Source organism: Bacillus sp. A1 (genome assembly GCF_042296235.1).
Classification (GTDB): Bacteria; Bacillota; Bacilli; order Bacillales; family Bacillaceae; genus Bacillus; species Bacillus velezensis.
The window spans coordinates 2,120,742-2,145,130 of sequence record NZ_CP141181.1; the positions used below are offsets into that span (position 1 = coordinate 2,120,742).

The following is a 24,389-nucleotide window of genomic DNA, read 5'->3' on the forward strand; positions in this document are numbered from 1 at the left end:
TGGAAAGCGAAAGGCTTAGCGGCTTTTTATCGGCCGCTTCCATTTGATCTGTGAAAAGGTAAACAAAAGCAATGCTGCCCATATACAAATGAAGGTAAACGCTTTTTGCCCGGAAAATGGTTCATGATACACAAATACGCCGAGCATAAGGGTAATGGTCGGCGCTATATATTGCAAAATGCCGACTTGATACAGCAGCAGACGCTTTGCCCCCTCTGCAAACAGTAACAGCGGTAAGGCCGTAAATACGCCTGCGAAAAATAGGAGCGCCCATGTTCCTGCCCCCAAGGACCCGGAAGTGCTCCCGTCAGCTGTATATCCTAAATAAATAAGTGCAGCCGGGGTAATCAAAAGCGTCTCCAGCGTCAGTCCGATCGTGCTGGACATGCGGGTTCTTTTTTTACATAAGCCGTACAGGCCGAAGCTGAATGCAAGCAGCAATGCGATATAAGGAACCGCGCCATATTGAAACGCAGATATGATCACGGCCGCCCCGGCAATAGAAACGGCTGCTGTTTGCATCTTGTTAAGCTTTTCTTTTAAGAATAGGATGCCCAAAAGAACGGAAACGAGCGGATTAATGTAGTACCCGAGACTTGCTTCAAGCAAAAAGCCGTGATTGACGGCCCATATGTACACAAACCAATTAACGGAAATTAAAACGGAAGCGAAAAAAAGCGCCAGCAGGCCCCCTTCCGATTTCAAAAGACGCAGTTCACGCCATCCGGTTTTCCACTTCTTAAGCACAGTTAAAAGCACACACATGAAAACAAATGACCATAAAATCCGGTGAGCTAAAATGTCCAATGCGGGTATTTGTTCAAGAAGTTTCCAATAGACCGGAAACAGCCCCCACATGGCGAAAGAACAAGCGGTATAAATGATTCCTTTTCTTGCGTTATTCCCTTGCACGGCCTTCCCCTTCCTTTCTGTAAACAGATTATATTATATCACGGGAAGCTTCCGGCGGGCATATACTATGTTGTCCGTTAAGAAAGGGTGAGATGCCGTGTTTGATTGGAACAGATATTTTCCCTTCCAAAATCAGTTCTCTAAAGAAACGTTTAAAAATGCTGATCCGAAAGATGTCGAGACATATGTCAACCGAGTGATGGAAAGCGTATTCGGCGCCGGTTATGCCGGACAGTTCCCTTTTCGCGACCCAATGTCCAAAAAGGCCGATCCGGTCGAAGCGGAACCGCCCAAGCCGGAAATTGACCTGTTTGAAACATCCGATCATGTTTTTGCGAAAATTCCCGCAGAACAAGAGGAACTCGACCGTATCAGGATTAAGCATACGTCACACAGCCTCGTTGTAGAGAACAGCAGTCTGGGAGAAGGAAAAAAAGAAATCATCCTTCCGAGCCTCGTCAAACGGAAAGGAACAAAAGCAGTCTATAAAGACGGGATGATTGAAGTTATGTTTTCAAAACAGGAAGACTACAATTTATCGGAAGTGGAGATTTTAAGATAAAAAAAACGGCCCGCGCGATGCAGGCCGTTTTTTCTTTAATAAAATGGCGGATAACCGCCGGCTCCCGGACCGAAACCGCCGTATGGGACGCCTCCGTATCCGTAACCGGCGAACCCGTACGGATAGCGGGGTCTTGTAAAACCTGTGGCAATTACGCCTCCGAGAAGACCGCCTAAAAATCCGCCGAATAAAGGAGCGCCGAACAAAAAAGGACTTCTCGCCGGAAATCCGGCAGGACCGAAATTCCCGCGATACAATGCATGACGAGGGTACATGTTTTTCCTCCTTTATGTCTGCCTATTCTTAAGCGTATTCATAAAATGAGGAAATTGATTGGGCGATTGTAACAACATGTGCCTCTCTCTGATATTGCATTAACGTATAAATATTTTGGTTATAATTTGATTACATTTTGATTAACTGTTATACTTTTTTACAAGTTGCGACATTATAAAAAACCATCAGGGGGAATAAAATATGCCATTACTTCGTTTTGACGTTATTGAAGGCCGGGATGACGCAGCATTAAAAAAACTACTGGATACCGCCCATTACGCCATGGTTAAAGCTTTTGACGTCCCTGTAACGGACCGTTATCAGATCGTTCACCAGCATCGGCCTCATGAGCTTATCATTGAAGATACCGGGCTCGGTTTCAAAAGAAGCAAAGATCTTGTCATCATCAGCATTGTCAGCAAAGCGCGCACCGAACATCAAAAAGAAACATTATATCAACTGATGGCTGATCAGCTTAAAACAGAATGCGGCATATCACCCGAGGACGTCATGATTTCCATTACAGAAAACGGGAACGCCGATTGGAGCTTCGGGCTTGGTGAGGCTCAGTTTTTAACCGGCAAACTGTAAAAGGCCTCCCCGCTTGTTCTGAATGATTGCAAACTGAATAAAAGAGGGATGTATGTTGGTTAGTGAGTTGTACCCTTGTTTGATATGCGGATTTAAAGGATTAGAGACAAGTCCCGTTTATAACGGCGAATATCAAAAAACATTTGATATTTGCCCCTGCTGCGGGTTTGAATTCGGCTACAGTGAGGACCATGACGTAAGCTTAGGGTTTATTGTAACGCCTGATCATTTAATTGAAGCGGCATTTCAGTTATACCGGAAACAGTGGATTGAGGGAGGAATGAAACTATTTTCTCCAAATGATGTTCCGGCGGAATGTAAAAATGATCATTTCCTTACATTCGATGCTTTATTAAAGCAATTAAAAGGCTTGAACCTCAATCTGAACAATTTTGATATTAATGGTTTTTATGACGAGTAAACATTATTATTAAGAAAAGGCTGCCTTGGGCAGCCTTTGTTATTCATCACATGTGTCGTTGGCAGATCCCCCGGGCTCGCAAAAACTGTCTGCCCATTTTTGCATTTCCTGAAAAACGGCTTGCAGGGCCATGCCTTTATCAGTCAGTTTATAAATGACTTTGACAGGTGTTTCAGGCAGCACCTGACGCTCGACGATTTCATTTTGTTCCAGCTCTTTGAGCCGCTCCGCGAGCATTTTTTGGCTGATTGTCGGTATCGTTTCGGTCATATCTTTAAATCGTTTCGGCCCGTCCATCAGTACATGGATAATGAGGCCGTTCCAGCGCTTTCCCAAAAGAGAAAAAGCGGATTCCATTTTAGGACACATTGTATATCCCACGTGAGTTCATCCCTTCATCTATGAATTGACAAGTTTTTTGTGATCCATTAAAATTAGTTTTCGAGTTACATTTAGTAAGCTTCTAACTTTTCTATTATGATAACACGTTTATCCGAAGGAGGAAACATGATGACATCCGTATTAGACGTTTTAAAGGAACGCGCATCTGTTAAAGAATACGATAAAGACGCGGTCATTACAAAAGAGGAATTAACAGAACTCCTTGAAATCACAACGCAAGCGCCTTCCGCCTGGAACCTTCAGCATTGGCATTTTCAAGTCTTTCACAGTGATGAAGCAAAAGCTGCCCTGCTTCCGGTTGCTTTTAATCAAAAACAGATTATTGATTCATCAGCAGTTATTGCCGTATTAGGCGATTTAAAAGCAAATGAAAATGGTGAAGACGTTTATGCTGAACTGGCTGAGCAAGGCAATATCACAGAAGAGATTAAACAAACGCTTTTAGGCCAGATTAACGGCGCATACCAAAATGATCAGTTTGCCCGTGATTCAGCATTTTTAAACGCTTCTTTAGCAGCGATGCAGCTGATGCTTGCCGCTAAAGCAAAAGGCTACGACACTTGCGCGATCGGCGGATTCAATAAAGAGCAATTCGTTAAGGAATTCGACGTGAGCGAGCGTTTCGTGCCCGTCATGCTGATTTCAATCGGCAAAGCCGTTAAGCCGGCGCATAAAAGCAACCGGCTGCCTGTATCTAAAGTGTCAACTTGGCTGTAAGATGAAAGAAACCCTTAGTCCGCTTAAGCAGACTAAGGGTTTTTTATAGGAATCGCTCACTGTACCAGGTTCTCGCCTGCTCTGCTTCCTGCTGTGTGAGCTGATGACCGCCCTCCTGCCAAACAAGAGAAACGGATGCATGAGCATCTGTCAGATACTGATAAAGCTCCTCCGATTCTTCTTTTGTACATAGGGGATCGCGTTTTCCCGCACCGATAAACACAGGCAGCCCTTCCATATCAGGCAGCTTCACTCCGCGTATCGGCACCATCGGATGATGCAGAACCGCTCCTTTCAGTACATCTTTATAATGAAACAAAAGACTTGCTGCAATATTGGCGCCGTTTGAATAGCCGGCAGCAATCACGTTTTCTCTGCTGAATCCGTACATTTGCGCCGCTTCATCAATAAAATTCTTTAATTCTTCCGTCCGTTCAATTAAATCTTTCTCGTCAAATACGCCTTCTTTCAGCCGCTTAAAAAAACGGGGCATGCCGTTTTCCGACACTGATCCTCTGACCCCGAGCAAACTTGCTTTCGGATCGATAAAACGTCCGAGCGACAGAAGATCATGTTCATTTCCCCCCGTTCCGTGCAAAAGCAGCAGAACATTCTCTGACGTTCCCTGTTCAAACACATGTTTCATTATCATTCTCCTTTCTCCATTTTGGGCAGAACAGCTGTAATCTGGCTGCGATGCTCTTCCAGCCATTCCGGAAGCTTCAGCTCTGTTCCGAGATTTTCAAAGGATTCATCCGTCATAAAGCCCGGTTCATCGGTTGCCATTTCAAATAAAATGCCGCCGCTTTCTCTGAAATAGATTGAAGTAAAGTAAGACCTGTCAAGAATGTCAGATGAAGCAAGATGAGAAGCAGCAAGAATGTCCTTCCACTCCGCCTGCTCTTTTTCGGTAGTGCGGAAAGCGACATGATGGACTGTCCCGTAACCGCCGATACCTGCTTCTTTCGGCGCGAGATCAACATCTATAATATGTCCGATCCGGGCCTCCGATTGCAGCCTGACAATCTGATTTTCTTCTCCTGTCTTTGAATAACCGAAGCGTTCTATGAGAAATTGAATGGTTGCTTCAGGACGGTACGAGTACAAAAGAACACCTCTCATGCCTGTGATCGCTTCTTTTTCAGTAATGCCCGAAGGCGTCCATTCACTCTGTCCGCTTCTTTCATCTTCCATTATGGCAAGCGGCAGGTCTTCTGTATCATTAAAGAGAAGCACTTGTTCAGACAGCATGATCTGTTCTTTTACATTCAAGCCGTTTTCTTCAAGCCGGCGCTTCCAAAATGCGAGTGCTCCTTTCGGCACGGAGAAATAAATTCTTCCGGCCTGCCCTTTTCCCACGGTTCCCGGGCGGCTTCCCTGAAAAGGAAAAAATGTAATGATCGTGCCTGGCTCTCCGTTTTGGTTGCCGAAATAAAAGTGGTAAGTGGCCGGGTCGTCAAAATTAACGGTTTTTTTAACGAGCCGCAAACCCAGCACTTCAGTATAAAACCGAAGATTTTCAGCAGGATCTTTTGCAAATGCGGTAACATGGTGCAATCCTTGTGTATTCAATGTATTCACTCCTAAATATCTTGATTTCGAGATATTAACTATTCTAATTTAATATGAATGAAGATGCAACTAAAGTGTTTCAGTTAAAAAAGTAATAGAATTCTTTTTTTTCTGAAAAATATCTTGTGATCTTTTCTGACACCTGCTATGATAAGGAGCATTATCAAGTTTCAGGAGGAAAGTAAATGGTCAGAAAAGCACTAATTTTCGTTCTCATCTTAATCCCTTTCAGCCAGCTGGCCCTGCTGTCAGTCTCTAATCGGGTTCATCCGATCATTATCGGGCTGCCTTTTTTTCATTTCTGGCTGCTTTTATGGATCGCAGTCACTCCATTATGTTCGTTTCTTATTTATAGGCTGCAGAAGAAACAAGGAGGACTGGACTGATGCCCGCAAATATAACAGCATTGATCATTACAGCCGTCATCGTTTTAACCGTTGTCTGCATCGGCTTTATAGCCGGGAGAGACAAATCATCACGCACTTCTGTTGAGGAATGGTCTGTCGGCGGCAGACGGTTCGGGGGGCTCCTCGTCTGGTTTTTAGTCGGCGCGGATCTTTATACGGCTTATACGTTTTTAGGCTTAACAAGCACAGCCTACACAGGGGGAAGCGTTGCTTTTTTTGCAATCCCGTATTCTGTTTTGGCGTATTTTATCGCTTATTTCTTTCTGCCGAAGCTGTGGAAAGTGGCAAAAATACACAAATTAACGACACTTGCCGATTATGCCCGTGAGCGTTTTGACAGTAAACTTTTGGCCAGTCTTGTCGCGATTGTCGGCGTTCTTATGCTCATTCCTTATATTTGTCTCCAGTTGAGCGGAATTCAAGATACGCTTCAGGTGGCCGGAACGGGTGTCATTAATGTCAATATGGTCGTCATCATCTCTTTTATTCTTGTAGCGCTGTATACTTTTTTCAGCGGAATTAAAGGGCCGACGTTTACGGCGATTATTAAAGACATTCTCGTGTGGGTGATTATGCTGTTTATGGTCGTCTCACTCCCGCTGATCCATTTTCACGGCTGGACGCCGATGATTCACACTTTGGCTGAAAAAGCGCCGCAAATGCTGACGATCCCGGACTCGGGGCCGAAAGGAATTCCTTGGTTTATCACAGCTTCCATCGTATCTGCGCTGGCGCTCTTTATGTGGGCGCATGCGGCAACCGGCGTATTTACGGCAAAAAGCGCAGATGCCGTCCGCAAAAACAGCATGTTTCTGCCGCTTTATAATATTGTTTTGATTCTTGTTATTTTTCTCGGCTTTATCGCGTTTCTTGTCCTGCCGGAAGATACCAATCCGCGGCTCGCTTTATTGAAGCTGATTCAAACGTCTTACGGCGGGGTCGCGCAGGGCTTTGCTTACTCCACGATTGCCCTTGCGTCATTGATTCCCTGCTCTATCATGGCCATCGGAGCATCAAACTTATTTGCGAATAACTTATATCGGGATTTGATTCACCCGAATGTGTCACCAAGCAAGCTGACGATGATCACCCGTTCAATGGTATTTGTCGTCATCGGGCTCGCGCTTTTATTCGGCATGCTGTTCCCGACTGCGCTCGTTACCCTTCAGCTTCTCGGTGTTTCCGGCATGGTTCAGATCTTTCCGGCTATCGCCGTCAGTCTGTTTTGGAAGAATCAAACGAAAGAAGCGACAATTATCGGTCTTCTCGTCGGTCTTATCGTGACATTCACGGTAAATATCACCCAATCCGCCCACGGTATATATGAAGGCTTTTGGGGTTTGACCGCTAACATGGCAGCCGTTATTATCCTTAACCCGTTTTTTGTAAAAAAAGCGGCTTCAAACGCCGTCAAAGACGGTTTATTCAATAAAGCGCCTTCTGATCAACTGAACCAAAAAGGCGCTTAACAGAAAGAAGCCGGCACGTAAATGTGCCGGTTTTTACTTTTTTTGCTTCCATTTGTAGGTAGCCACAGTTTTAGCCGGGATGACAGCTTCAAACTGCCGATTTTCTGAAACGACATGGAATTTTTGATCGGCGGATGTCTGGTTGATTACGACTGTCACAATGGATTGATCAGGATTAAGGAACGATACATTCGAGACTGTGTTTTTGGAGCCGTAATTACTTTCTATCCGCTTTGCTCCCCGGTCGATAAATTTTGAAAAGTTGCCTGTCATATGAAAGATCGGGATATTCCAATAGCGGTCAGGGTTTTTGGCATCCTGAATAAACAGCGTCGGGTCCGGGGTGCCTATCCAATGATGCGTCTTGATTTGACTGTTGAGCATCGTCACCCACGCATTGTAGCTCGACGCGCCGTTGCGGAAATACTGCGCGATCCGGTCCGCCCCTGCCGTCCCCCAGACAGACCGCTCCGTTAAGTGAATAGATTGATCAGGATATCTCTTTCCGATTTCCGACATGACGGAAAGGTCACCGTCATAATCGTGAAAAGCGATGCCGTCTGCCGCCCGGTTTCCTTTTTTATCATCTAAAATCGGCGGAATATAGTTCCACGCCCCGCTCGCATTGTGATCATAAATCCAAATTTTCGTGTCAATTACGTGTTTTTTCATTTCTTTTTTTAAGGCCAGTGCCAGTTTACGCTGCTGAGACGGCGGCATATACATGCTCGGATAGTCGATTTCCAGCAAAGGTTCATTTTGAAGGGTCATCGCATAAATCGGAATTCCCTGCTTTTCGTACGCCTCAATAAATTTGCGGAAGTAAACAGCCAGTGCGCCGATATATTTATCTTTCAGCTTTCCCCGCTTGAGGTTTTCATTCGTTTTCATCCAAGCCGGCGGGCTCCACGGCGAGGCAACGATTTTCAGTTCCGGATTTATCGCCAGCGCTTCCTTGATGGTTGCTGTAATGTGTAAATCAATATCCTTTTGGATCGAGAAATGACGGAGCTTAGGATCTGTTTGGCCTTCAGGCATATCATCATACGTATAAAATTCCTGTGCCGTAAAATCAGATGTCCCAATCGTTATGCGCATAACGTCCATTCCGATACCATCTTTTGGATCAACCAGTTTTTTCAGCACTTCTTTTCTTTTTGCGGGTGTCATTTTTGATAAATTATGGATTGTGGATTCTTCCAGGGACGATCCTACGCCTAACACACTTTGATAGCGGCGCGACGGATCAATATACACAGCGGCGGAGTCAGAAGCCTTCTTTTTTGTCAATGTAAGCGGTGTTTGTTCGTCTAAGGCGTATTTCACTTCCAGCGGCCCGTCATACCACGTACGGGAAGCCGGATCTTTTTCAGAACTGACCCACACCCTTACTTTGTTTTTGTCTGAAGCCTTCCGATCAGCCGCATACACTTCGGTTTCCGTGCTGCTTGATATGAAAAAGAAAAACACAAGAAAAACCAGCGTCATGTGCAGACCTTTTTTAAAAAACATGAGCCACCATCCCTTTCCTTATTTTTATAAGCGATCCTAAATGAAAAGCCGGACAGTCACCTCCTTCCCGCTTGAATGAATGCGCTTTCAAAAATACTGATAAAAAGCCGGCTTCACACAACGGTGAAGCCTTCCCTTTTTACACCTTTAGGATACATATGAGCCGTTTGTTTCAATCACTTTTTTATACCATTCAAATGAGTCTTTCTTAAGCCGCCTCATTGAACCGTTGCCTTCATTATCCCGATCAACATAAATCATGCCGTAGCGTTTTTTCATTTCTCCGGTTGTAAATGACACGATATCAATAATTCCCCATGGTGTATAGCCCATTACATCCACACCATCATATGTGATTGCTTTTTTCAAAGCTTTTATATGTGACGATAAATATTCAATTCTTGCTGCGTCATGAATTGAACCGTCCTCTTCTAATGTGTCGATGGCGCCGAATCCGTTTTCCACGATAAATAATGGAATCTGGTAGCGGTCGTATAAGCGGTTTAATGTGTACCGTAAACCGGTCGGGTCAATCGCCCAGCCCCAATCACTCGCTGTAATATAAGGATTGTCCACGCCGTTTGGCAATCCTCCGTTTACGACATCCCCGGTATTATCGTTTGATACATCACTTTTTACGGTTGTAGACATGTAATAGCTGAATCCGAGATAGTCCACCCGGCCGTTTTTCAAAATCTCTTCATCACCGTCTTCAAAGTGTATCTGATAGCCTTCTCTTTCAAATTCTTTTAACGCATAGCTTGGATAATATCCGCGAACCTGCACGTCCGGGAAGAAAAAACGCTGTCTCATCGTTTCTTCAGCCAGCATCACATCATCGGGGTGAGATGAGTACGGGTAAATCGGAACATGTGATACCATCGCGCCGATCCTGAACTCGGGATTGATGTCTCTTCCCTTCGAAACAGCCAATGCGCTTGCCAGCAGTTCGTGATGGCCGGCCTGATACATGACTTCTTTTGCGTTTTCGTTTTCTTTGACGGCGACGCCCGAGTTCGTCCATAAAAAGATCGGATTATTCACATCCATCTTATTATTGATTTCGTTAAACGTCATCCAATACTTCACCTTATGTTTATAGCGTTCAAAACACACTTCAGCGAATTTCACAAAAAATCCGACTGTTTTTCTGTTTCTGAAACCGCCGTATTCCCTCGCCAAATGCAGCGGCATCTCAAAATGTGACAGCGTGATTACCGGTTCAATCCCATGTTTCAGCAATTCATCAAACACCCGGTCGTAAAAAGCCAATCCTTCCTCATTGGGCTCCGCTTCATCACCTTTAGGAAAAATTCTGCTCCAGCCGATGGACGTTCTTAAACATTTCAGACCCAGCTCGCTGAATAATGCGATGTCCTCTTTATAACGATGATAAAAATCGATCGCTTCATGATTCGGATAAAATTCCCGCTCTTCAATTGTATCTGTTATTTTCCGGGGCACACCATGCGCGCCTGCCGTCATGACGTCCACTACACTCGGCCCCTTGCCGCCTTTATTCCATCCCCCTTCAAATTGGTGTGCGGCGAGAGCGCCTCCCCATAAAAAATCTTTTGGCAATGTTCCCATCGTTTATATCCTCCTTTATTTGACTGCCGCTTGCATGCCGAATAAATGCACTGCAGCCGCTTCAAGCATCCGCTTCGATAGTGTAGAAGAATTCCTGCCTTTATTTTCATATTATACGTTTACATTATAATTGTACCGGTATAATTTATCAATACATAAACAATTATAGTTACTTTACGAAATGGCTTTTAAAAACGATTATGCTATAATTCTGAAAGAAGCGGGACAATAAATGAATGAGGAATGTATATGTTAAAATACCAGCAAATCGCGATAGATATTGAAAAATACATAGAAGAACATCAGCTGCAGCAAGGGGATAAACTGCCTGTGCTGCAAACCTTAATGAGCCGGTTTAACGTGAGCAAAAGCACGATCACCAAGTCCTTGGATTTATTAGAAAAAAAGGGGATTGTGTTTCAAGTGAGGGGAAGCGGCATTTTTGTCAGACGGAATAAAAGAAAAGGGTATATCAGTCTGCTTTCTAATCAGGGATTTAAAGAATCACTTGAAGATTTTAATGTCACTTCCAAATTATTAGCGCTGGAAGTGAGAAAACCCACGCCTGAGGCTGCCCAAAATCTGAATATGCCCCCTGACGGCGACGTGTATTATGTCAAGCGAATCCGATATATTGACGGGCTGACATTGTGTATCGAAGAGTCATTTTACAACAAATCGATTATTACGTATTTGAATAAAGAGATCGTGGCAGAATCAATATTTGATTATATTCGAGAAGGTCTCGGGTTAAAGCGCGGTTTTTCAGATTTATATCTGTACGCGGGGATGTTAAATGAGGAAGAAGCGGAGTACTTAGGTCTGTTTACAGGAGCGCCTAAGCTTTGCGTTGAAACGATTTTTCATTTAACCAACGGCCAGCCGTTTGACTACTCAAAAGTCACCTATCACTATGAGCAATCACAGTTTTTCATTCAGGCGAACAGCCACCTTTTTGAACAGGAAACGACATAAGACGGGCTTTTCGCAAACAAAAAACACCCAATGCGCGAGCGACGCATCGGGTGTTTTTTACTATTTCATATTCTTATTTAATGTTTCAACGGCTTTTTTCATTTGTGTATCGTTGTCCGCAAGCTGTTTTTGCAGATCCGTCATCAATTTTGCCGTTGTGTCTCCCGTTACAATGCCTGTTTGTTTCAGTTTCTCTTTTGCTTGGAATTGTTTAACGGCTTGTTCAAATGCTTTATCATACGTGCCGTTTACTTTCACGCTGTACCCCAGCGCTTTCATCATTTTTTGCGCATTGGTGACGGTGGCTCCGGAATCCCCGTATTTGTATGTTTTTTTCGCATCTAAATACGGCAGGTTCGCATATTCAGGAAGCTTAACCTGATATTGCGGTTTGATGCCTTTTTTATGAATCCACTCTCCGTCCGCTGTCAGCCATTTAGCGATTGTCAGTTTAACGGTAGAACCGTCGCTGTAATCTTTTGCCGTCTGCACGGTTCCTTTTCCGAACGTTTTCTCGCCGATCAGCGGAATGCCCGATGATTCATGCAGCGCAGCCGACATGATTTCCGCGGCGCTCGCGGTGCCGTCATTGACGAGGACGACTGTCGGTTTTGTCACTTTGCGCTCTTTCGTCGCTTTCATGACCTCTTTCGTGCCGTCTTTGTATTCGACCTGCATGATATTTTTCCCTTTATCGATAAACATGTTGCTCATTTTGATGGCTTCATCCATCAGTCCGCCCGGGTTGCCCCTTAAATCGAGAATGTATCCTTTCGCTCCTTGTTTTTCGAGGCTGTCAATGGCTGAATTCAGCTCTTTTGCCGTCGATTCGGAGAAGGATGTGATTTGGATTTCGCCGATGTCTCCTTTTTTCATTTCAGAGTACACCGTTTCAACCGGGATGGTGTCACGTTTGATCGACAGGTTCAGATCGCCGACACCCGCTCTGTGCAGCACGAGCTTGACGTTTGTTCCCTTTTTGCCGCGGATTAATGCGACGGCTTCGTTTACATTAAGGCCTTTAACGCTTTTGCCGTTGACCTTCAAGATCTGGTCATTCGGTTTAACCCCCGCTTTTTCCGCGGGTGACCCTTTAATCGGCGATACGATCAGGATGCTGCCGTCCTTTTCTTCCACTTGTGCGCCGATGCCTTCAAACGAAGCGGAAATTGTTTCTTCAAAAGACTTTCCTTCCTGCGGGTCCATATAAGAAGAATATGGATCATCCAGGGAACTGATCATGCCTTTTATCGCTCCGTCTACTAATTTGCTGTCATCTGTTTTTTGATAGTAATCACTTTTAATCTGCTCGTAGGCTTTATTGAATTTCTCAAATTTGCTGTTCGTCAAAGCAGCCGAGCCTTGTCCGAAAATGGTCGTATTGCCCGTGATAAACAGCGTAAGCGCCGAGGCTGCGACCGCGGTGATCAATATAATAAAAAACAGTTTAAATTGCCGCTTCAAGAAAACACCACCTTTTTATTCTTACATTATTATCATAGACGAACGCTCATTCGTCAACTTCAAACGTGAGGCGCCCTTCTTTCCCGTTTACCCAAACCTATGCTTTTCTCTCAACATATGCTGAGGAAAAAAGGAGGATTCGGCCTTTGAGCAAATATTTAGATATGCTGTCCTTATTCGGAGTCGGAGGGGCTCACCCCGGCGGACTCGCTTTTTCCAAAGCCGTTCTCACAAAAGCGGCTCCTCCTCCTGGCGAACCGATTCTTGACGCCGGCTGCGGAACGGGACAGACGGCCGCTTATCTCGGCCACCTGCTGTATCCCGTCACCTGTGTTGATAAGGACCCCCTTATGCTTGAAAAAGCAGCAAAACGATTTGCCGCTGAAGGCTTAACCATTCCGGGCTATTTGGCGGAGCTTGAGCGGCTTCCGTTTGCTGAAAATCAATTTTCCGCCGTTCTTTCCGAATCAGTTCTCACCTTTTCAAATCTTGATTCATCGCTGTCTGAAATCCTGCGGGTCCTTAAACCCGGGGGTATGCTGATCGGCATTGAAGCTGCTTTACAAAAGCCCATGCCGGAAAACGCCATCACGCAGATAAAAGACTTCTACGGTTTTACCGTATTGCAGGATGAAACGGCATGGAAACAGAGATTGCTTCAGCAAGGCTTTCAGAAAGCGGATTTCATTCCCGCTGTCTATGAAAACAATGCGCAGGAGCCGACTACAGAAATGGATTTATCGCCCGTTATTCAGCCGGTTCACTACGATACGCTAACGGCTCATTACGAGCTTATGCAGACGTACCGTGAATATATGGGACACTGCGCTTTTGTCGCTTACAAGTAAAACGGCGATTGTCCTCCTGTTTTCGTCCAACCTTTTTACCGCACTCTATCATAAGCTGACATAGAAAGATAGGTTGGATAGGAGGAGAAAAGATGCAAAACTATTATCATCTTTGCCGGCAGCACCAGGGAAAAGTAGCAAGAATTACAGAACGAAACGGCAGAGTCCACGTCGGAAGAATCGTACGGGTGACTAACAGCAAAGTGTATATCGCCCCTGTCGGCGGCCGTCACAGAGGATACGGGTTCGGCTATTGGGGAGGCTGGGGAGGCTGGGGAGCAGCCTACGGTATCGGCCTTGGTTTAATTACCGGATTTGCGCTTGGAGGTTTACTCTTCTGGTAATAAAGAAAGCCCGCTTTCTATTTTTCAAGCGGGCTTCTTCTCATTACACTTTCTTTACTTCATTAAAATATTCTTCAAGCGTTAATTGATGGTCATGGATGGCTTTTGCCGCTTTTTTGCCTACATAGCGTAAATGCCATGGTTCATACTCATACTTTGTGACATTTTCTTTGCCTTTAGGATAGCGGATGATAAAGCCGTATTCATACGCATGGTCTTTCACCCATTTGCCGTCCGCCGTGTTTCCGAACGCTTCATTCAGCTCATATCCGTTGCTTTTGCTGGAAATGTCCATGGCAAGCCCCGTCTGGTGTTCGCTTTGCCCCGGATATGCGACGGCTTCTTTCGCCTTTTTTTCACCTTTCAGACTGACTTCATTATCGAAAATAACTTTCTGTCTGTCATAAGAGCGGTATCCTGAAACGGCAACCAGGTCATAACCTTCTTTTTTCCCGGCGCTGAACAGTTCCGCCAAAGCATCGGCGGCAGGTTTGCGGATATATCGTTTCTCGATTTTCTCAGTAAAAGAAAATTCGACTTTCGGGATCACGAGATCATTCGGTTTATAATCTCCCGGCAGCGTGTATGTCTTATTCACGAGCGCAAGTGTATTTGTCGGGTTTTGAATGGTCTCAAGCCCGTTCACTTCTTTAATATCATTAAAATATTTGCTCTCCAATACAAAATCGCTGTTTTCTGTCTTCGTTGTTTTTTTGCTTGATGTGTCATCTGATTGTTTTGTTTCAGCTGCTGTTTTTGTGTCCTTGTGGCTGTCGCCGCCTGAAATGCTGCAGCCGGTGCCCACGATTGCGGTTACGCTGAGAGCGGCAGCGAGCGAGAACCATTTAGTGGATTTCTTCATTTTACCCTTACCTTTCTTTTTTTGAATCAGGGCGATGCATAAAGAAGAGGGCTGCTTTAATCAGCATAACCCTCATCTCAAGTTTACGATACAGTATGCAGCGCCAGTTTAATCATATCATGAAAAGTCGTTTGACGCTCTTCTGCCGTTGTTTCTTCTCCCGTTAATACGTGATCGCTTACAGTCAGGATAGACAGCGCTTTTTTGCCGTATTTAGCGGCAAGCGTATATAAAGCAGTCGTTTCCATCTCTACGCCGAGGACGCCGTATCTGGCAAGCTTTTCGATTTGGGAGTCTTCATTATAAAACTGATCGGCGGTGAATACGCTTCCGACCGCTACAGGAAGATTGTTTTTTTGCGCTTCCTGGTACGCTTTATGGAGCAGTTCGAAGTCTGCGCAAGGAGCATAATCTACACTGCCGAAGGCGACACGGTTCATCTGTGAATCCGTTGAAGACGTCATAGCCAAAATCACATCACGCACCTTCACGTCATTACGGATGGCTCCGCATGAGCCGACTCTGATTAAGTTTTGAACATCATAGCTTTGAATCAGTTCATTCACATAAATAGAGATAGACGGAACACCCATGCCTGTGCCTTGGACTGATACTTTTTTGCCGTTATATGTACCCGTAAATCCGTACATTCCTCTGACTTCATTATAGCATTCCACATTTTCAAGATAAGTTTCCGCAATAAATTTCGCTCGGAGCGGATCTCCCGGCAAAAGCACTGTATCCGCAATTTGGCCTTTTTCTGCGTTTATATGTACACTCATTTCCTTTTCCTCCTGCCTATTCAAACTCCCACCCATTGTACACTGAATAACGGTAAGAGACAATCATCAGCATGATCAGGGCGATCTTGGGCAGAATATGCGGGATGACAAGCCTAAAGAAAAAGGAGTGAACATAATGGGCAAAAAACAGCGCAACCGGGTGACCGGCCAGAAAAAAAACAATCATGTGCCCGTTTCAGACGTCATTGCAGCTGATGAAGCGCATGGAAAAGAGCATTCCGCCGCTAAACGGAAGCCTTAACACTGTCTTTCCCAGACAATACGGAAGCCGGCTGAAGATTCAGCCGGCCCCGTCTTACCTCGGCTGGACGAGCAGCCGGTTAATTTTGCTCCATCCCGCAGGGTTAAGCCTGTAATAGGTCTTTCCTTTTCTTCCTTCGTCTATGAGTATGACATCTCCGGTCGCTATGAATCTGGCTTGATAGTCGTTTGGGACCGTATCAGGCACATTAAAAACAGAAAATGCCCTTTCCAGTGCGTCTTGATGATTGTCAGCGGCCAGCTCTGTCCGATAGACGACCCTGTATCCCTTTTTCTCGCCGTAGCGGGGTGTTTGAAAAATCGTCACATCATAGGCGCAAGTCTTTTTTTTAAACACGGGCAGCGATAACAGCATCAAGATCCCTCCCTCTTATTTCTTAATAGTATTAGCGTTTTTTCTCATTTTTCCTGTCTCTATTTTTGTCGAAACGGATGATACTTTTCGTCAAAGAGCGCAAAAAGCGAAACGAGGCAAAGTCCGAGACTGAATCCGGCAAGGACATCCGTCGGAAAATGCGCGCCTAAATAAATTCTGCTGAGTCCGATCAGAATGACGAGAACTCCGGTAAAGACGGTGACGGCCCGTTTTCTTTTCGTAAAAAACGGAACATGCTTAATCAAAAAGTAAGCGATGACGGGATACATCACTGCCGAATTCATGGAGTGGCCGCTCGGAAAACTGTATGAGGTTTCATGGACGAGCGGTTCAAAAGCGGGTCTGGCTCTTTCAATCAATTCTTTTATTTTTATGTTTACAATCCGTTCAATGAGAAAGAGAAGCGGCAAAAAAACAACATCCGGCGTTTTTTTGTACATATACAGAGCCGCGCCTGTCAAAAGAAGAAGCGGCAAAAGCACCGCGGTCGTGCCGAGCTCCGTTATCCATAACATCAATTCATTCAGCCAGGCAGACCTGATCCTGACGGCCGCTTCTATCACGCGCTCATCAAAAGCCCGGACGGCTTCTATCCGGATCGCTGCTGCGAGCAGAATAAACAATGCGAAAAGACTTGCTGGCTTGTACAACGTTTTCCCCCCATGTTTCATTCTCCCGAGCCGATTGAAAAAACCGAAGCTTTTTCACTTCGGTTCCGCAGTTTCAGTCTTCATCAAGCTCTTCGTCTATCATACATTTTTCTAATAAATAATCAAAGGTGATGTCGGCTATTTCGAAGATTTCCTCTTCACTCGGTATGTACCCGCGCATAGCAAGCTGACTGTAAAAATAATCAGCTATTTCTTCTGTGTCAATCACAAGATCTATTTCTTTCATGCAAACACCGCCTCCTTTTTTATGTTTTATGAAAAAACCGTTCAAATTATACCCGAAAGTTCTAAACGTTTTGTCCGCTCATATACTTTTAAAAAACAAGCCCCGGAGGGAGAAAAGATGATGACGAAAATGATGGCTTTTTTGGACGGAGATGGATTTGATATCGTATTGGAAAAAGTGCTGAAAGGAATGTCGTTTGTAATCTTTGCCGGCTGTCTGCCCTGGTTTTTATATGTCACCGTCCGTTTTTTTGCCGGCTAGCTGAAATGCTCCCGCAGGCTTTCCAGCACAAAATTCATCATATCTTTATATTCTTCGTCACCGAACAAATGATAAAGAATCTTATAATCGTTATAAATATCAAGCAGCTCATCTACAATCGATACCGCCAGCACATGCAGGGTATCGGGATCATCAGCATCGCCTTCAAACTGAAGAAGAGCAGACGCGACGGTATCCTCGCCGATCTCATGAGATGCTTCCCCAACATAGTGGACAAACAGCAGCTGATGCACAAACTGATCCATTTCATATTTTCTCAGAACCAGCGTGAGATCCTCTTCCTCCGTTTCAAGCCACTCTCCGTCTTTCAGCCGAGTCAGCTCATAAATAATATCCTCCCAGCCATCCTCTAAATATCTCCATATTTCAGTTCTGTGGCCGATGACACGGAATAATTCCTTTCCGTAGTCCTTTACATATACGACGTCGCCGATCAGAAATTCATATTCAATATCCAATTTCTCCATATCGACGATCACGCCCTCATAATCTTTATAAAGCTGGATGGACGATTCAAAATAAAGCACTTCATTATGATTGACTTCGTAAAGATAATGTTTATCAATTTGATGAACCTTCGTAATGGTGCCGACGGTTCCGTACATCACGACGACCACGATGTCTCCCACTTGAAATTTCGGTTTATCTGGCTTCATGCTGTCTCCCCCTTGCCGCGGACTGTCATACGCTATCGTATGCCGGCCGCCATAATTTCGCATGGGCATGAAAACCACAGGAAATATCTATTTCTGCACCTGTTCAAAATGTCAAAAACCGCAACATGCTTGTGCGTTTTTTCACTTACCGTAACTGAAGCGTCCGATGACATTCCGCTCTCGATCGAATGAGCAGTAACAATACTGAGACAAAAAGCTTCTATTTTTTCTCTATGACGCAAAGGAAAATACCCGGCCCGAAGGCATGTTGACACACCGCCGTGATGTTCAAGATTCGTAGGAGTATGGAACTCCCATTCCGGCTGCATATTTGCAATGGCTTGTGTATCATGAAGAACCAAACTCATTTCGGCTTTCAATGAAGGCACAACTTCAATCCGCTTCAACCTTGTCACATAAAATCCCCTTTTCCGTCCAAACGTCAGTGCCTCATCAGCCTTACCTAATGGATCATTCGATTCCCCTCACTTCATTAAAAACATTTCTCAGTGAAGATGCTCCTTACACGGGACCCCGCCGGCAGCAGGCCTGATCCGTTGAACTCTGCAGCTATACATTCTACTGCCTTAAGATACGTGCCGTCAGGAAGATTTGTTTACGTGCTGATCAAAACGGACGGCGTTGCGGGATTTGATCATACGGCACCTCATAAGCGAGTGATTTCAACAGAAAAAAACCGCACAATGTGCGGTTTTTCGTCAGGCGTGATGGACCTCGGTCTCATATTTTTCCCAAGCTTCATCAAAGGTCGCCATCGTTTCTAAATAGTCGGCGCTCAGTTCTAAATAAGAACTGAGCTCGTGATAATCGCTTGACGTTTTCGGAAAGCCGTGATCTTCGTATGCCTGATTCGCAAACCGGCTGATTGCGTCCTGCGGTTTGGGATGCCTGTATTTCATCAAATAGTGATAAAAGGATTTCATGGGTTTCCCCTCCTGATGACTGTCTTTTGTTGTACTATTATACAATTCAAGTGTGAAATTACAACAAAAGAAGACTAGGAGAAGTCAAAATAATTCCGTTTCAAGATCCGTTCTGTCTCCATCAGCTCTTGATATGTGAGTGTTTCCGGTAATTTTTTTGCATTGGCTAAAAAGAGCTGATTTTCGATTTCTGCTATGACCGCTTCCTCCTGATAAGTCATACCGCAGGAGGAACAGGCGAATGCAGGTGTTTCTGTAATTTCTATGGCCCTCGTACCGTCAGGAAGCTCCCAGTACACAGCCGCCTGACAAGCTGACGCCTTCTGATTGCCGCACCACTCGCATGGCTTCACGGCGATTCACCTCCGACTTCCGATCCTGCTTTTTGCTCTTTCTTTTGCTGTGCAATAAATTTCTTTTCTTTCAATTCATCTCTCTTTTCCCTGCGGTCTTTCAGCGTTTCATGATCAGGGTTTGATGTAAACGTTTTCCTCCTGTCGATCCTCGATACATTTTCCGGTGTGAACGAAACCTCTTTGTCCGCGAAAATGGCGCTCAGTGCGACCGGCTCTTGTTTGGCCATCGTTCCCGGAAAAACAGATTCAAAATAGTCGTCGGCTTGATTCGGGATATAGTTTTCCGGCTCGGGATAAGATGTAATCACCCCTTCGAAGTTTCTGATCACAACTTTCTCCGGACTTTGGGAGAGCAAGTAGTTCGGCTGCAGGGCGATTTTACCGCCTCCGCCCGGGGCGTCGACGACAAAGGTCGGCACGGCAAAGCCCGTTGTGTGGCCCCTCAGTCCTTCAATGATTTCCAGCCCTTTCGACACAGGCGCTCTGAAATGGCCGATTCCCTCTGACAAATCACATTGGTAAATATAATACGGACGCACGCGGATTTTCACTAAATCATGCATGAGTTTTTTCATAATCGGCACCGAATCGTTAATGCCTGCTAAAATAACGGCCTGGTTACCGACCGGAACACCTGCGTTAACGAGCTTTTCACACGCCGCAACCGATTCTTCCGTCAGTTCGATGCTCGTATTAAAATGAGTGTTCAGCCAGACCGGATGATATTTTTTCAAAATCTGACAAAGGTTATCCGTTATCCGCTGCGGAAATACGACGGGCGCTCTCGTTCCGATCCGGATAATTTCAAGGTGGGGAATGTCACGCAGGTTTTTCAAAATATATTCCAGAATCTGATCATTGATTAAAAGCCCGTCTCCGCCGGAAATCAGGCAGTCACGGATTTCCGGCGTTTCCCGGATGTAAGCGATTGCCGCATCGAGCTGTTTTTTCGGCACCCCCATTCCGATCTGTCCGGAAAAACGCCTTCTGGTGCAGTATCGGCAATACATCGAGCATTGATTTGTCACCAGAAAAAGAACGCGGTCGGGATAGCGGTGCGTAAGACCGGGAACCGGTGAATCTTCATCTTCAAACAGCGGATCTTCAAGGTCATATTTCGTTTTGTGCATTTCTTCTGACAGCGGCACGGACTGCATGCGGATCGGACATCTCGGGTTATCGGGATCCATTAAAGAAGCATAATAAGGCGTAATGTTCAGGGGAATGGTTTTTACAGACATCCTGACGCCTTCTTCTTCCTCTTCGGTCAAATGAATGACTTTTTTCAGGTCATCGACGGTTCTTACAGTATGGGTGAGCTGCCACAGCCAATCATTCCACTTGTCTTCCGGCACATCTTTCCACAATTCAATCTCCTTCCAATGACGCTTTGGCTGAAACCATTTGTTTGTCAAACGAATTCCTCCTTATGAATGGCCAAACGTAAAGTCTTGCACCATATATTCATATTTTCGAGCCCTTCTGAAATGCGGCAGTTGTTCACAAGCCTGCCTCTGTAGCCGTATCCCGCATGGTACAAAACGGCATTCATCCCGTAAGACGCTGCACGGGCCAAGGAAAAAAGATGGATGATTCCCCGGCCCGCGAGTTCCTGCTCCAACGCTTTAAACAAGTGTGCCGTTACGGAGTTCCCCCTGTAATCTGACAGAACCGCGCAATCGGTCATTTCAGCGTGCCCCAATACCGGATTGATATCTGCGCTTGCCGCCCCAATGAGACGATCCTGATCAAATGCGGCATAATAGATGGTGTTTTCTCTCATTGTTTTTTTAATATAAAGGGGATTAAAGACAGGAGTCGGATAGGTAAGAAAAACATGTTTATATAAGTGCGATAAGCGGTCTGCATCATCTTCGTCCGCTTTTCTGAACATCAGCGCGCTTTCAGTCTGAGTCAGTCCCCGCTGCGGTGTCTCATATAAACGGTCAACAGTCGAATCTTCTGATACATATGAATCTGACCGTCTCCGTTCCTCTGATAAATAGCGCACCATCACAACAGCCTCATGCCCGTTGTAATACCCGTCTATGACACCCTCAACAATAAAAAGATGCTTGACAAATTCCGGCTCATCGCCGCGCTTAGCAAAGAAAATTACCTTTTGGGCTCCTTCTTGCTTTGCTTCTGCCAAAACGGCCGGAATAAGCGCCGTAATCTGCCCGTCATAACGAATGACTCTGAGCCGCTCATTGAAACGGTCTGCATCAATCTCAGCCGCCCCCTTTTCAGCCCTCAGTTCCTTTATCAGCTCCGTCACCCCCATCTGCCACCCCGCACCATTCCATCATAAAAAGAGAAATGATTTTGACGGCATCGATTAACGCCCGGATTTCAATGTATTCATTCGCCTGATGCGCCGCCTTGACTTCTCCCGGACCGAAGACGATGACCGGCGTCTGTCCCGCGTGCTGCAAAAGCCCTCCGTCCGTTCCCCACGGGGACGCTTCACGAACCGGTTTTGCCCCTTTCATTTTCTCAAAAGAAGATTCCAGAGCGGAAATCAGCGGATGCTCATCCGGGAGATCATTCGGAAGCCACTGAGCCCCAAACCATTCTATTTCCGCGGGGTGGTGTTTAAACCATTCATCCCGGTACTCCAAATCTTTCAGCCAGCTTGCCAGTTCTTCTTTTACTGCTTCCGGCGTTTCATTCGGCGCTATTCCGCACCTGCCTTCTATCACCACACGGTCAGCTACCGATGATGGCCACGTTCCCCCTTGGACGGTGCCGATATTAATGGGAACCGGAATCGGAACGTCCCGATAAAGCGGGTCTGTGATACGGGCGTTGCGGACGTGTTCAAGCGCTTTAAGGGCTGTGATGACATGCAGGCTTTTTTCAATGGCGCTCACCCCTTCATAGCGGGTGCCGCCGTGTGCGGACAATCCTCTTACCGTAATGCGGAACCACATAGATCCTTGCTGCTTAACAAACAGCTTTAAATTAGTCGGTTCCGGAATAAGCGCCCCGTCAGCCTTGTAGCCCCTCATAACAGCCGACAGCGTTCCCGCGCCGCCGCACTCTTCATCTACGACACTTTGAAACAGAACATCTCCTTTTAACGTAATCCCGCAGGCTTCAAGCGCTTCTAACGCAAACAAGAGGGCTGTATTGCCGCCCTTCATATCCGTTGAACCGCGGCCGTAAACTTTGCCGTCCTTTTCAACAGCGGTAAACGGTTCATACGTCCATGCGGCGGGATTTCCTTCCGGGACAACATCAATATGTCCGTTCAGTATCAGTGATCTTCCGCCCCCGGCCCCTTTTTTTACGGCTGTGATATTCGGGCTTTCATGGAAATTTTCGCGTTCCGATACAAAATAAGGATGCTCTTTCAAATGTTTGACACTCGGCTCCCATACATCAATATCCATGTCAAACTGTCTCAGTTTTTCTAAAACGACTGCCTGTGCGTTAAATTCATGGCCGAACGTGCTTTTTTCCCCGATCAGCCGTTTCAGCAAGCTTACCGCTTTTGCTGTGTTTTCTTCCGCCCACTCAGTGACTTTCTTTTCTAATTGATCCATGGACAGACCCCCTTTTAAGAAAACATTCTCCCAATCTGATTTCGGCATCCGTTGTTTGAATGACATCGTCTATGGTCGTGCCATTCAGCAGTTCCTCAAGAACAAAAGCCCCATCATCTATGCTGATGACGGCTTTCTCTGTAATGATGAGATCTGCACAGCTCGCTGCTGTAAGCGGCAACGAACAGCTTTCGACCAGCTTCGGCCGGCCTTTCTGATCGGTGTGGCTCATGACGACAACCACTTTTTTCGCGCCTTGGGCAAGCTCCATCGCCCCGCCCATTCCGGGCACTTTTTTCCCCGGCACGAGCCAATTGGCGAGATCACCTGTCCTGCTGACTTGGAGCGCGCCTAAAATGGTAATATCTATCAGCCCTTTTCTGATCATGGCAAAAGACAGAGCTGAATCAAAATAGGAAGCACCCTTAACTGTACTGACAGGAAATCCGGCCGCATTGCATAAAAGCTCATCCTCTTCTCCGCGCTCCGGACTTCCGCCGATCCCCAGGACGCCGTTTTCCGCCTGCAGCATTACCTCCATGCCGTCCGGCAGAAAATTCGGCACTAAAGAAGGAATGCCGATCCCCAAGTTGACGATCATTCCTGAGGTAACTTCACTGGCGGCCCGCCTCGCAATACTCTCTCTTTCCGCTATTCCCAAGCCCATCTCCACTTCACTCCTTCACTTTGCACGACACCCTCCACGAAAACGCCCGGCGTTACAATATGCTCGCTGTCAAGTTCGCCGGCAGGCACAATCTCTGCAGCCTCAGCAAATGTTCTTTCGGCCGCCGCAGCCATCAGAGGGTTCATGTTGCGCGCCGTTTTGTCAAACGTCAGATTCCCAAATTCATCAGCAGTATGTGCGGACACAAAAGCGAAATCAGCCGTCAGCGCTTTTTCAACTAAATAGGACTTTCCGTCAATCGTTACGGTTTCTTTGTTTTCACAAACGGTTGCGTTATCAATGCCGATATCAGTTAAAATACCGCCTAGCCCCGCTCCGCCTGCGCGAATCCGTTCAGCAAGCGTCCCTTGCGGCGAAAATTCCACCTCAAGCGCTCCGTCAGTCATTTGCCTGCCCGCGACAGGATTTGAGCCGATATGGGAAGCGATCAGCCTTTTTACCCGTTTATGAACGATAAGCGGGCCGATGCCGATTTCCGGAAATCCGGCATCATTGCAGATGACGGTCAGCTCTTTAACGCCGCTTTCCAAAATCGCTTCGATTAATGACGGAGGTGAACCCACTCCCCCAAAACCGCCGAACATGATGACAGATTCGTCCTTGACATCGGCAATTGCTTCATGAATATCGGTTTTTTTATGAAAAATAGACATA

Annotated in this window: 32 protein-coding genes; 11 read left to right on the forward strand and 21 right to left on the reverse strand. The window is 45.9% G+C overall.

All coding sequences use genetic code 11. The annotated features are described in order from the left end of the window. Nucleotides 1–15: 15 nt before the first annotated feature. Nucleotides 16–912: an EamA family transporter RarD gene (gene rarD / locus U2H13_RS10170; protein ID WP_021493915.1), complete on the reverse strand. Its 897-nt coding sequence runs from the start codon at nt 910–912 to the stop codon at nt 16–18. Nucleotides 913–1,009: 97 nt separating this feature from the next. Here rarD and U2H13_RS10175 point away from each other — a divergent pair, with 97 nt between their 5' ends. Further along, nucleotides 1,010–1,474 carry a hypothetical protein gene (locus U2H13_RS10175; RefSeq protein ID WP_014418128.1) on the forward strand — a complete coding sequence of 155 codons (465 nt, stop codon included), beginning with the start codon at nt 1,010–1,012 and terminating at the stop codon, nt 1,472–1,474. A gap of 35 nt (nt 1,475–1,509) precedes the next feature. On the opposite strand, the gene U2H13_RS10180 is transcribed toward U2H13_RS10175, so the two are convergent. Next, a complete protein-coding gene (locus U2H13_RS10180; RefSeq protein WP_003153736.1) occupies nt 1,510–1,749 on the reverse strand; it encodes a hypothetical protein in 240 nt (79 codons plus the stop codon). 202 nt (nt 1,750–1,951) lie between these two features. Between U2H13_RS10180 and U2H13_RS10185 the strand changes: the two genes are divergently transcribed. Together U2H13_RS10185 and U2H13_RS10190 are read left to right on the forward strand one after the other, a co-directional pair. Beyond that, nucleotides 1,952–2,341 carry a tautomerase family protein gene (locus U2H13_RS10185; RefSeq protein ID WP_003153733.1) on the forward strand — a complete coding sequence of 130 codons (390 nt, stop codon included), beginning with the start codon at nt 1,952–1,954 and terminating at the stop codon, nt 2,339–2,341. A 52-nt stretch (nt 2,342–2,393) separates the two neighbouring features. Continuing rightward, nucleotides 2,394–2,762 carry a hypothetical protein gene (locus U2H13_RS10190; RefSeq protein ID WP_012117758.1) on the forward strand — a complete coding sequence of 123 codons (369 nt, stop codon included), beginning with the start codon at nt 2,394–2,396 and terminating at the stop codon, nt 2,760–2,762. Between the two features lie 39 nt (nt 2,763–2,801). On the opposite strand, the gene U2H13_RS10195 is transcribed toward U2H13_RS10190, so the two are convergent. Beyond that, nucleotides 2,802–3,143: a winged helix-turn-helix transcriptional regulator gene (locus U2H13_RS10195; RefSeq protein ID WP_003153729.1), complete on the reverse strand. Its 342-nt coding sequence runs from the start codon at nt 3,141–3,143 to the stop codon at nt 2,802–2,804. Nucleotides 3,144–3,272: 129 nt separating this feature from the next. Here U2H13_RS10195 and U2H13_RS10200 point away from each other — a divergent pair, with 129 nt between their 5' ends. Next, a complete protein-coding gene (locus U2H13_RS10200; RefSeq protein WP_003153727.1) occupies nt 3,273–3,881 on the forward strand; it encodes a nitroreductase family protein in 609 nt (202 codons plus the stop codon). A gap of 43 nt (nt 3,882–3,924) precedes the next feature. On the opposite strand, the gene U2H13_RS10205 is transcribed toward U2H13_RS10200, so the two are convergent. Both U2H13_RS10205 and U2H13_RS10210 read right to left on the reverse strand, forming a co-directional pair. Continuing rightward, entirely contained in the window at nt 3,925–4,527 is a 603-nt protein-coding gene (locus tag U2H13_RS10205) for an alpha/beta hydrolase (protein ID WP_021493917.1), read from the reverse strand. A gap of 2 nt (nt 4,528–4,529) precedes the next feature. After that, a complete protein-coding gene (locus tag U2H13_RS10210; RefSeq protein WP_021493918.1) occupies nt 4,530–5,453 on the reverse strand; it encodes a ring-cleaving dioxygenase in 924 nt (307 codons plus the stop codon). Nucleotides 5,454–5,638: 185 nt separating this feature from the next. On the opposite strand from U2H13_RS10210, the gene U2H13_RS10215 reads away from it, so the two are divergent. Both U2H13_RS10215 and U2H13_RS10220 read left to right on the forward strand, forming a co-directional pair. Then, nucleotides 5,639–5,839 carry a DUF3311 domain-containing protein gene (locus tag U2H13_RS10215; RefSeq protein ID WP_021493919.1) on the forward strand — a complete coding sequence of 67 codons (201 nt, stop codon included), beginning with the start codon at nt 5,639–5,641 and terminating at the stop codon, nt 5,837–5,839. Further along, complete coding sequence (locus U2H13_RS10220) at nt 5,839–7,329, forward strand: sodium:solute symporter (protein ID WP_012117763.1); 1,491 nt, start codon at nt 5,839–5,841, stop codon at nt 7,327–7,329. Before U2H13_RS10215 ends, U2H13_RS10220 begins: the two co-directional genes overlap by 1 nt. Nucleotides 7,330–7,362: 33 nt before the next feature. Here the strand turns inward: U2H13_RS10220 and U2H13_RS10225 are convergent, their stop codons facing one another. Together U2H13_RS10225 and bglA are read right to left on the reverse strand one after the other, a co-directional pair. Next, nucleotides 7,363–8,841, reverse strand: a complete 1,479-nt coding sequence (locus U2H13_RS10225) for a glycoside hydrolase family 30 beta sandwich domain-containing protein (RefSeq protein ID WP_109567012.1) — start codon at nt 8,839–8,841, stop codon at nt 7,363–7,365. Between the two features lie 147 nt (nt 8,842–8,988). Then, nucleotides 8,989–10,431 (reverse strand): 6-phospho-beta-glucosidase BglA, encoded by a 1,443-nt coding sequence (gene bglA / locus U2H13_RS10230; protein ID WP_014418132.1) that lies wholly within the window; start codon nt 10,429–10,431, stop codon nt 8,989–8,991. 249 nt (nt 10,432–10,680) lie between these two features. On the opposite strand from bglA, the gene U2H13_RS10235 reads away from it, so the two are divergent. Beyond that, nucleotides 10,681–11,406 carry a GntR family transcriptional regulator gene (locus U2H13_RS10235; protein WP_060562844.1) on the forward strand — a complete coding sequence of 242 codons (726 nt, stop codon included), beginning with the start codon at nt 10,681–10,683 and terminating at the stop codon, nt 11,404–11,406. Nucleotides 11,407–11,466: 60 nt separating this feature from the next. On the opposite strand, the gene U2H13_RS10240 is transcribed toward U2H13_RS10235, so the two are convergent. Then, nucleotides 11,467–12,870 carry a S41 family peptidase gene (locus U2H13_RS10240; protein ID WP_017417981.1) on the reverse strand — a complete coding sequence of 468 codons (1,404 nt, stop codon included), beginning with the start codon at nt 12,868–12,870 and terminating at the stop codon, nt 11,467–11,469. Nucleotides 12,871–13,016: 146 nt separating this feature from the next. On the opposite strand from U2H13_RS10240, the gene U2H13_RS10245 reads away from it, so the two are divergent. Both U2H13_RS10245 and U2H13_RS10250 read left to right on the forward strand, forming a co-directional pair. Beyond that, nucleotides 13,017–13,718 (forward strand): class I SAM-dependent methyltransferase, encoded by a 702-nt coding sequence (locus U2H13_RS10245; protein ID WP_017417982.1) that lies wholly within the window; start codon nt 13,017–13,019, stop codon nt 13,716–13,718. 92 nt (nt 13,719–13,810) lie between these two features. After that, nucleotides 13,811–14,062: a hypothetical protein gene (locus tag U2H13_RS10250; protein ID WP_007612011.1), complete on the forward strand. Its 252-nt coding sequence runs from the start codon at nt 13,811–13,813 to the stop codon at nt 14,060–14,062. A 43-nt stretch (nt 14,063–14,105) separates the two neighbouring features. Here U2H13_RS10250 and U2H13_RS10255 read toward each other — a convergent pair whose 3' ends face one another. Together U2H13_RS10255 and deoD are read right to left on the reverse strand one after the other, a co-directional pair. Further along, nucleotides 14,106–14,924: a D-alanyl-D-alanine carboxypeptidase family protein gene (locus U2H13_RS10255; protein ID WP_003153703.1), complete on the reverse strand. Its 819-nt coding sequence runs from the start codon at nt 14,922–14,924 to the stop codon at nt 14,106–14,108. A gap of 83 nt (nt 14,925–15,007) precedes the next feature. Beyond that, the gene (deoD, locus tag U2H13_RS10260) at nt 15,008–15,706 is read right to left on the reverse strand and encodes a purine-nucleoside phosphorylase (RefSeq protein WP_003153702.1); all 699 of its coding nucleotides are present in this window, start codon (nt 15,704–15,706) and stop codon (nt 15,008–15,010) included. 136 nt (nt 15,707–15,842) lie between these two features. Here deoD and U2H13_RS10265 point away from each other — a divergent pair, with 136 nt between their 5' ends. Further along, nucleotides 15,843–15,968, forward strand: a complete 126-nt coding sequence (locus U2H13_RS10265) for a hypothetical protein (RefSeq protein ID WP_003153701.1) — start codon at nt 15,843–15,845, stop codon at nt 15,966–15,968. A 54-nt stretch (nt 15,969–16,022) separates the two neighbouring features. On the opposite strand, the gene U2H13_RS10270 is transcribed toward U2H13_RS10265, so the two are convergent. The 3 genes from U2H13_RS10270 to U2H13_RS10280 form a co-directional block, all read right to left on the reverse strand. Then, nucleotides 16,023–16,343 carry a YodL domain-containing protein gene (locus U2H13_RS10270; protein WP_003153700.1) on the reverse strand — a complete coding sequence of 107 codons (321 nt, stop codon included), beginning with the start codon at nt 16,341–16,343 and terminating at the stop codon, nt 16,023–16,025. 59 nt (nt 16,344–16,402) lie between these two features. Further along, nucleotides 16,403–17,014: a phosphatase PAP2 family protein gene (locus U2H13_RS10275; protein WP_014418136.1), complete on the reverse strand. Its 612-nt coding sequence runs from the start codon at nt 17,012–17,014 to the stop codon at nt 16,403–16,405. A 73-nt stretch (nt 17,015–17,087) separates the two neighbouring features. Next, on the reverse strand, nt 17,088–17,261 hold the full coding sequence (locus U2H13_RS10280; protein WP_003153696.1) for a YozD family protein: 174 nt from the start codon (nt 17,259–17,261) through the stop codon (nt 17,088–17,090). A 117-nt stretch (nt 17,262–17,378) separates the two neighbouring features. Between U2H13_RS10280 and U2H13_RS10285 the strand changes: the two genes are divergently transcribed. Beyond that, nucleotides 17,379–17,522 (forward strand): hypothetical protein, encoded by a 144-nt coding sequence (locus U2H13_RS10285; protein WP_014418137.1) that lies wholly within the window; start codon nt 17,379–17,381, stop codon nt 17,520–17,522. Here U2H13_RS10285 and U2H13_RS10290 read toward each other — a convergent pair. From U2H13_RS10290 to U2H13_RS10325, 8 genes are all read right to left on the reverse strand, one after another. Then, a complete protein-coding gene (locus U2H13_RS10290; protein ID WP_014418138.1) occupies nt 17,519–18,199 on the reverse strand; it encodes a hypothetical protein in 681 nt (226 codons plus the stop codon). The two genes, U2H13_RS10285 and U2H13_RS10290, sit on opposite strands and share 4 nt — an antisense overlap. A 719-nt stretch (nt 18,200–18,918) precedes the next feature. Continuing rightward, nucleotides 18,919–19,143 (reverse strand): YozE family protein, encoded by a 225-nt coding sequence (locus U2H13_RS10295; RefSeq protein WP_003153684.1) that lies wholly within the window; start codon nt 19,141–19,143, stop codon nt 18,919–18,921. 74 nt (nt 19,144–19,217) lie between these two features. Beyond that, complete coding sequence (locus tag U2H13_RS10300) at nt 19,218–19,496, reverse strand: YokU family protein (RefSeq protein ID WP_376700448.1); 279 nt, start codon at nt 19,494–19,496, stop codon at nt 19,218–19,220. After that, nucleotides 19,493–20,914 carry a lysine 2,3-aminomutase gene (gene ablA, locus U2H13_RS10305; RefSeq protein ID WP_376700449.1) on the reverse strand — a complete coding sequence of 474 codons (1,422 nt, stop codon included), beginning with the start codon at nt 20,912–20,914 and terminating at the stop codon, nt 19,493–19,495. The genes U2H13_RS10300 and ablA overlap by 4 nt, the downstream gene beginning before the upstream one ends. Further along, nucleotides 20,911–21,783: a putative beta-lysine N-acetyltransferase gene (ablB, locus tag U2H13_RS10310; protein WP_014418140.1), complete on the reverse strand. Its 873-nt coding sequence runs from the start codon at nt 21,781–21,783 to the stop codon at nt 20,911–20,913. Before ablB ends, ablA begins: the two co-directional genes overlap by 4 nt. Continuing rightward, on the reverse strand, nt 21,746–23,053 hold the full coding sequence (locus U2H13_RS10315) for a peptidase (protein WP_376700809.1): 1,308 nt from the start codon (nt 23,051–23,053) through the stop codon (nt 21,746–21,748). Before U2H13_RS10315 ends, ablB begins: the two co-directional genes overlap by 38 nt. After that, entirely contained in the window at nt 23,019–23,714 is a 696-nt protein-coding gene (locus U2H13_RS10320; RefSeq protein WP_021493925.1) for a 3-oxoacid CoA-transferase subunit B, read from the reverse strand. Before U2H13_RS10320 ends, U2H13_RS10315 begins: the two co-directional genes overlap by 35 nt. Next, entirely contained in the window at nt 23,699–24,388 is a 690-nt protein-coding gene (locus U2H13_RS10325; RefSeq protein WP_017417988.1) for a CoA transferase subunit A, read from the reverse strand. Before U2H13_RS10325 ends, U2H13_RS10320 begins: the two co-directional genes overlap by 16 nt. Nucleotide 24,389: the final 1 nt, after the last annotated feature.